Raw genomic sequence first — 7,858 nt, 5'->3', positions numbered from 1 at the left:
GTGGTCCAGTCCCTCGGTGGAACCGTGGCGATGGAGTTCGGACCGACCCACCTTCGCACCGTGGGCGGATTGGAGGCCGGCACGTACCGTCGGCTCGGGCCGGTTCCCGGTGCGATGTTCGTCGCCTACCGACCCGAGACCGCCGGGGACAGCGGGGCCGTTCACAGCGGTGTGAGCGCCTCCGATCGGCCAGTCGTCCAAGCGATGAAGCGGGCGGCCACGGCAGCTCGACGCGCCGTCGCGGCGATCGATGCCGGCGACTCAGCTGCACTCGGGCAGGCGATGGATGCGACCTTCGACGCACGCGCCTCGGTGATGTCACTCGATCCGGCGCACGTCGAGATGATCGATGCCGCCCGCTCCCACGGCGCATCCGCGAACTACACCGGATCCGGAGGAGCGGTGGTGGCGCTCGCAGCGAATCCCGATGTCGCACACCGCGCCGAGGAACGGATGCGGGACGACCTCGGCTGCCGCACCCTCCGGCTCCCGTGAGCCCGGAAGCTCCGCGATACCGCCGACCTGATGAAACCGTTCGGTGGGCCAGGTGAAGTCGCAGGAACGGTCGCTCGCCACGTCTACCCGGGTGGAGGTGGTGTCGTGATCGCCGAGCACGACGACGCAAGACGTGCTCGATGAGTCCGTGACCGCCGCGGTCCACGTCTCCGTTCCGCGTTCGGATTGACGAGATCAGCGATCGAAGTCGGCTCGCGGAATCGTCTTGACGAAACCGTTGTGCTCGCAGCTCGTGGTGAACCCGCACGATGCGTAGAGCGCGTGGGCAGCGGTATTGGTGCTGACGTGCCGGACGAGCGCGCCAGACGCGCCGAGCTCGACCGACTCGCGGAGGGCCTCGAGGATGACCGCTCGTGTGAGGCCGAGGCGACGGTGGTCGGGGTGGCAGCCGGCTGGTTCGATCTGGACGACGCCGTTGTACGGGTCCAGCCACATTGTTGCGAACGCTGCGACCTCCGACGAAGGTGAGGTCGCGACGACATCGAGACGCGGGACGTATGTCGGACAAGCTCGCAGTGCCCGGTAGGCGTCGACACAGAGTTCTCGTCCCGGGAAGGCGGCCTCGAAGCACTGGACACGCGACGCGAGATCGTCCGGGAGAAGCTCGCGAATTGCATACCCGCGGGGAATCGTGGGTGAAGCGACATCCGCGTCCGCAATCGTTCGGCTCATCGCAGGAACACCGATGGAGCGGCGCTCGAATCCTCTCGCACGGAGGAGTTCGACGACTTCGGTGGATTGCAGTCGTCGGCCGACGCGGAGTTCGAACGGCTCGGAACCGACCACAGTCGCAGCGCTTGCCCTCTCCGCCCATTCCAACGCCCGCGCGGCCGCCTCGAGGCCCGCCGGTCCGGGACGCACCACGAGATCGCACACGCCTGAGCCGTCGAACATCGTGAGCACCTGGGTCTGCCCCACGCTGTCGGGCCACAGGCGCACCGCTTCGACGGCGCTCGGCCAGCGGTGAAACGTCCCCCAGACGAGATCGCCGACGTGCATCTCGGAACCAGGGCCGCTGTGACTCCACATCTCGGAGACGAACTCCGCAGCCCGATCGAAGACGGGGGTGCGATCAGCTGCGCCTGACATCGCCTCGCACGCTACGCGACAGGTGGGCGGCTTGGTCGACGGAGTTCTCGGCGGTGCCGAGGCCTGCTCTGCGATGAGATGGCGCCGCACTACCTTGTGCTCGTGGGAAGCGATCTCGGGTTCGGTCTCGTGTTGCCGTTGCTGGAGCAACCGGTCGATGGTTCCACGCCCCGCTGGACCGAGATCGTCGCACTCGCCACGCAGGCCGAAGCGATCGGGCTCGACACGGTGTGGACGGCCGATGAGATCGTGTGGCGCTTCCCGGAGTGGTCCGGCCCTCGAGGCTGGTGGGAGTGCTTGGCCATGACCGGTGCGGTCGCTGCCCGTACGTCGTCGATCCAGGTGGGTACGTGGGTGCTCTCGGCGCTTCAGCGCAATCCCGCCATGATCGCGAACGCGGCCGAGACGCTCGACGAGATTTCGGGCGGACGCTTCGTCCTCGGGCTGGGCGCAGGTCACGACGGCGGTGGAGCAGCTGAGTTCGGCTACCCAGGCGGCAGGACGGTGTCGCGCTACGCCGAGTCGTTGGAGATCGTCGTACCGATGCTGCGCGGCGAGACGGTGACCTTCGAGGGCGAATTCCATCGAGCACAAGGCGCCGAGGTCGTACCCCAGGGCCCCCGCCCCGGCCAGGTGCCGCTGATGCTCGGTGGGCACGCGCCGCGCACGATGACGCTCAGCGCCACACACGCCGACATCTGGAGCGCGTTCGCGACCACGTCGAGCCTTCCGAGTGCGTTCGAGCCCCTGACTCATCAGCTCGATCAGATCTGTGAATCGATCGGCCGTGACCCGGCCACGATCGGTCGTTCGGTCGGCGTCTTCGTCGAGCCGGGTGATGCCGATGTCGCCGAGAGCATCGGTTTCGGCGTTGCCATCACCGGCTCGAACGACCAGATCATCGAAACGCTCGCCGAATTCTCCTCGGTCGGAGTGACCCGCGTCGAGATCGTCCCGTATCCGAACACGATGGCGACGCTCGAACGCCTGGCCCCTGCGCTCTCGGCCCTGATCTGACCTCCGCCGGCGCTCGAATCGTCGACCAGCCATCTCTGAAGTACCCCATCCCTACGATGGGTCCGTGGCATTCGAGCTCATGGCATGCGCCCCCTCCGACGTGATCGTGACGCTGGGTCGCGCCATCGACCAGGCCAAGGGATCCGATCGCCTCGCTCCGGTGACCGTCGTCGTCCCGACCAACGTGTCGGGCGTGATGGCCCGCCGCTCGCTCGGTCGCGGCCCCGGAATCCTCGGCGTCGACATGATCACGCTCAACCGGCTCGCCGAACTCCTCGCCGGGCCCGGCCTCGCGCATGCCGATCGCCAACCGGTGTCCACCCCGCTGCTCGAACTGACCGTGCGCCGTGTGCTCGACGAGGCACCCGGGAGCTACGCGGCCGTCGCGCACCACCCGGCAACCGTCGTCGCCCTGCGCGAGCTGCACCAGGAGCTGCGCCTGGCGGGCGACGAGGGCGCCGAACGCCTCGCACAGAGCGGACGCGGTCGGGAGGCGGTTCGCGTGAGCCGTGCGGTCACGCGCATCCTGCAACGCCGGTGGTACGACGAGGCCGACCTGCTGGCCGGTGCGACCGAGCGGCTCCGCTCCGAACCGGTCGCCGGCCTGGAACGGCTCGTTCTCCACCTTCCGGCACCGTTCGATGCACTGAGTCAGGCGTTCGTCGAGCAGCTCGCCGCAGCGAGTCCGGTCGCCGTCGTCGTGGCCTTCACCGGCGACGACTCCGCCGACCACGAGCAGCATCGCGTACTCGACCAGTTGCAGATCCCTCGGCCGGCCCCGTCCGCCGGTGTGCGGCCCGCAACGCCGGCACGCATCGTCTCCACGACCGACGCCGACGACGAAGTGCGCATCGCGGTACGCACGATCGTCGAAGCCGCTCGCGGCGAACTCACGGGTACCCCGGTCCCGTTCGAGCGCATCGCCGTCTTCTGGCCCGGTCAACGGCCGTACGCCCGCCTCGTCGAACATCATCTGGCTGCGGACGGAATCGCGTGGAACGGGCGCGGCGGGACCGAACTCACCGAGCGCATCGCGGCGCGCCTCCTGCTCGATCTCCTCGACGTCGACCGGCGCGGCCTCCAACGTCGTCCGCTGTTCGAGTTGCTCGCCGACGTCCCGGCGCGAGGACCGGATGGCCGCAATCGGCCCACGGCCGAATGGGAACGCGTGAGCCGTCGCGCCGGCGTGAGCCGGGACGAGGACTGGATCCCGCGCCTCTCCGCGCTGACCGGCCACGAGCGCTGGGGCCCGCCCGCGACGTCGTTGCTCGAGTTCATCGCCGAACTGCGTACCACCCTCGGACATCCTCAGGCCACTCGACCGTGGAGCGAGTGGGTGGAATGGTGCACCACCCAACTCGACACCTGGCTCGGGACGGGGGCGATCGCTCACCTCAGCGATGCCGAGTACCGGGCGTGGGAGGCGTTGATGAGCGCGCTCGAGCGGCTGAAATCGCTCGATTCGGTGTCCGATCCAGTCACCCGATCCGAATTCCGGACCGTCCTCGAGAACGAACTCGACGACGTGGGAGTGCGCGACGGTCGGATCGGCACCGGCGTCGCGATCGGTACGCTCGCCTCGGCCGGCGGGATGGTCATCGACGTCGCGATCGTGCTCGGCGCAGCCGAGGGCCTCCTCCCACCCGGCCCACGAGCGGACCCGCTGCTCAGCTCGGTCGACCGCGAGCGCGCCGGGCTCGCGTCGCACGACGAACGAGCACGCCGCCTGCACCACGAGTTCATCGCCACGATCTCGTCGGCGCACACCGTCGTCACGCTGCCGCGCGGCGATCTGCGCGCCACCACGACGAATCAGCCGACCCGTTGGCTCGCCCACGTCGAGCACGACCGGATCGACGAGATCGATTCGTCGTTCGTCGGGATCCAGCAGATCGATTTCGCACCGGGCGAGCGGGAGCGGCGGCTCCGTGACCGGCTGCGCCGGACAGCCGGGTCCGGGCCGCTCACCCACCTCGATGCCCAGGTGGTCGACGACGCGGCCACCCGACGGGGTCTGACGCTCGTCGGCGCGCGTGCCGACCTCGACCTCAGCGAGTTCGACGGTGACCTGTCCGCCGTCGACGTTCCCATCCTGTCCGGAGCGACCGGAGCGGTCCCCGCGGATGCGCGTCTCGTCTCGCCCACGCAGATCCAGACGTGGGCGTCGTGTCCGCACGCGTATTTCGTTCGCTATCTGCTCGGGGTCAACGCGATCGACGAACCCGACAGCCAGATCAGCATCAACGCGCTCGATCGCGGGCTCGTCCAGCACGACGTGCTCGACGCGCTCCATCGCGACGTGCTGAGCGGCGTCCTGCCGCAACCGACGGACACGGGATGGACCGACGAGCACCGGCACGCGCTCGAACGACACTTCGACGAGATGTGCACCGAGGCCGAACGCACCGGTCGGACCGGCCGCCCCGCCACGTGGGCGTCCGAGCGAGCCCGGATGCATCGCGATCTGCTCGGGTGGTTCCGCCACGACAGCGACATCATCCGAGCGAACGGCGTCACGATTCTCGCCTCCGAGCACCGGTTCCCCGACCGCGACGCCGACGTCCCGATGCAGATCGTGCTCGACCTCTCCGATCGACGCCAGTTGCCGATCCACGGCTCGATCGACCGACTCGACCGGTGGGCCGACGGGCGCCTGATCGTCACCGATCACAAGACGGGGAAGGCCGACACGTTCAAGAAGCTCACCGAGACCGACCCGACGCTCGCCGGCTCGGCGTTCCAGCTTCCCGCCTACGCGGCTGCCGCACTCGCCTTCGTCGGTGCAGCGGACGATCCGGCGTCGACCCGAATCCGAGCCGAATACTCGATGTTCGACCGCGGACGCTACGCCCGCCTCGGAATCGACTTCGACGACGAGGTCTGGTCGATCGTGCGCTCCGAGCTGAGCGACGTCGTCGACGGGATCGAGTCCGGCTGGTTCCCGCAGGTTCCCGAGGCGCCGGGTTTCCGGGTCTACACGCCGTGCGTGTACTGCGAGCCCGACGAACTCGGAACGACCGACGCCTTCGAGCGCTGGACCGCCAAGCGCAACGACAGCCGCATCGCCCGGTGGTTCGGCGACACCGACGACGACAGCGAGAACACCGATGACTGAGACCGCGACTCTTCGGCTCCCGCCCGACCAGACCGATCGTTCCCGGATCCAGACCGACCTCGAGACGACCCTGTTCGTCGAGGCCGGTGCCGGTGCGGGCAAGACGTCGTCCCTCGTCGCCCGCGTCGTCAACCTCGTCGAGTCCGGCATCACGATCGACACCATCGCCGCGATCACGTTCACCGAGAAGGCAGCAGCCGAACTGCGAACGCGCATCCGCGAGGAACTCGGCGAGCGCACCTCCCCCGAGGCGCAACGGGCGCTCCACGACCTCGACCACGCACCCATCGGCACCCTGCACGCGTTCGCGCGCCGCATCCTCAACGATTTCCCGATCGAAGCCGGGCTCCCACCCGGGTTCGGCGTGCTCGACGAGCTCGAGAGCAACCTGCGTTTCGACGACGAATGGAACGAGCTCCTCGACGCGCTGCTGTCCGAACCCTCACCCAGCAGTCCCCTCGACGGCGGCCGCGTGCTCTTCGAGTTGTGTCAGTTCGAGAATTTCGGTGTCGACAAGGACCTGCGGCGCGTCGCGACCGACTTCCGTTACAACTGGGACCTCGTCGAGACGATCGTCGACCGGTCGGACCCCGGTCCGCTCGTGGTCCACCTCGATCCGATCATCGACGTCGCACGTGACATCGGACGCGCCGACACCCCACCCGACGACTCCCAGGCCGCGCTCGTCGCCAAGATCGCCGACGCCGCCGTCGAACTCGGGTCGACCGACCAGCTCTCGGTCCAACTCGAGCTCCTCGTCGCACTGCAGAAATCGATCGGCAACCCCGAGCGCAAGGGTGCGAAGGGGAAATGGAAGCACCTCGGCGTCGACGCTCTCGACGAACTCCGCGACCGTGAGGCGGACCTCTCCGACACGATCGGCGCCACGCTCGATCACGTCCGGCGGTATCGCAAGCGCCTCGCCGGCGCGATCTGTGGACGGTTCGTCCTGCACGCAGCCGAGCGTCGCGTCGACGCGGGCGTGCTCGACTTCCACGACCTCCTGGTGCGGGCACGTCGAATGCTCACCACCGACTCCGAGGTTCGCGCGGCCCTCCACGACCGGTACCGGCGGGTCCTGCTCGACGAGTTCCAGGACACCGATCCGATCCAGCTCGAAATCGCTGTTCGCCTGACCTCGGATCCATCCGATCCGCTGCAGGAGACCGACTGGCGAGAACTCACGCCGCTCCACGGTCGGCTGTTCATCGTCGGCGATCCGAAGCAGTCGATCTACCGCTTCCGACGCGCCGACATCAAGCAGTACCTGCGCGCCGCCGATCAGGTCGGCGCCGACACCGCCCGGCTCAGCGCGAACTTCCGGTCCACGACGGCGGTGATCGACTTCACCAACGACGTCTTCGACCGCATCATCGCCGAAGCGGTCGACACGCAGCCCGCCTTCCAATCGCTCGATGCGTGCCGCTCCACCCACCTGCTCGAGCACGGGACCGTGAGCGTGCTCGGAGCCGAGCACCACGCCGATCTCGCCGACAAGTCGTGGGAGGGAACCACGGGCCGCGCCGACGAACTGCGTCGTCGCGAAGCCGTCGATGTCGTCGGTGCCGTGACGACCGCGCTCGCCGAGGGCTGGACGGTCGTCGACGAGCAGACCAAGGAGCTGCGCGCGTGTCGACCGGGAGACATCTGCATCCTGCTTCCGACGCGCCTGTCGCTGCCCGCGCTCGAAACCGCGCTCCGCTCCGTGGCGGTCCCGTACCGGGCCGAGAACGCCTCGGTGGTCTATGCGACGTCCGAGGTCCGCGACCTGCTGATGACCCTGCGCGCCGCCGATGACCCCACCGACGAACTCGCGCTCATCGCCGCGCTGCGATCCCCGGTGTACGGCTGCAGCGACGTCGAGCTCTGGGAGTGGAAACGCCACGGAGGCACGTGGGGGATCTTCTCCACGCCGCCCGACGATCTCGTCGACCATCCGGTCGCCGATGCGCTCCGTCACGTCCGTTCGATCAACGAGCGCGTCCCGCGGCTCGGCGCGGCAGATCTGCTGAGCGTGGTCGTCGAGGAACGGCGCGTGTTCGACGTCGCGCTCGGAAGCGCCGACGCTCGAGACGTCTGGCGCCGCTTGCGTTTCGTGATCGATCAGGCGCGGGCCTGGGC

5 protein-coding genes are annotated in these 7,858 nt (G+C 68.7%); 4 read left to right on the top strand and 1 reads right to left on the bottom strand.

The genetic code is table 11. The features are described 5' to 3' along the window. A partial coding sequence (locus WBV89_RS15265; RefSeq protein ID WP_423982209.1) for a hypothetical protein occupies positions 1-495 on the top strand: 495 nt, incomplete at its 5' end. 195 nt (positions 496-690) lie between these two features. On the opposite strand, the gene WBV89_RS15260 is transcribed toward WBV89_RS15265, so the two are convergent. After that, positions 691-1,605 carry a GNAT family N-acetyltransferase gene (locus WBV89_RS15260; protein WP_423982208.1) on the bottom strand — a complete coding sequence of 305 codons (915 nt, stop codon included), beginning with the start codon at positions 1,603-1,605 and terminating at the stop codon, positions 691-693. 102 nt (positions 1,606-1,707) lie between these two features. Here WBV89_RS15260 and WBV89_RS15255 point away from each other — a divergent pair, with 102 nt between their 5' ends. The 3 genes from WBV89_RS15255 to WBV89_RS15245 all read left to right on the top strand — a co-directional run. After that, positions 1,708-2,622 carry an LLM class flavin-dependent oxidoreductase gene (locus WBV89_RS15255; protein WP_423982207.1) on the top strand — a complete coding sequence of 305 codons (915 nt, stop codon included), beginning with the start codon at positions 1,708-1,710 and terminating at the stop codon, positions 2,620-2,622. A gap of 64 nt (positions 2,623-2,686) precedes the next feature. Beyond that, positions 2,687-5,737: a PD-(D/E)XK nuclease family protein gene (locus tag WBV89_RS15250; RefSeq protein ID WP_423982206.1), complete on the top strand. Its 3,051-nt coding sequence runs from the start codon at positions 2,687-2,689 to the stop codon at positions 5,735-5,737. Further along, the coding region (locus tag WBV89_RS15245) for a UvrD-helicase domain-containing protein (protein WP_423982205.1) at positions 5,730-7,858 on the top strand (2,129 nt) is incomplete at its 3' end. The genes WBV89_RS15250 and WBV89_RS15245, both read left to right, overlap by 8 nt.

The organism is Ilumatobacter sp. (assembly GCF_049588435.1).
Lineage (GTDB): Bacteria > Actinomycetota > Acidimicrobiia > Acidimicrobiales > Ilumatobacteraceae > Ilumatobacter_A.
This window is presented reverse-complemented; position numbering and strand designations above follow the sequence as displayed.

Coding starts and splice junctions, on each gene's coding strand:
- WBV89_RS15260 (WP_423982208.1), bottom strand. CDS start 1,605: ATGTCAGGCGCAGCTGATCGCACCCCCGTCTTCGATCGGGCTGCGGAG.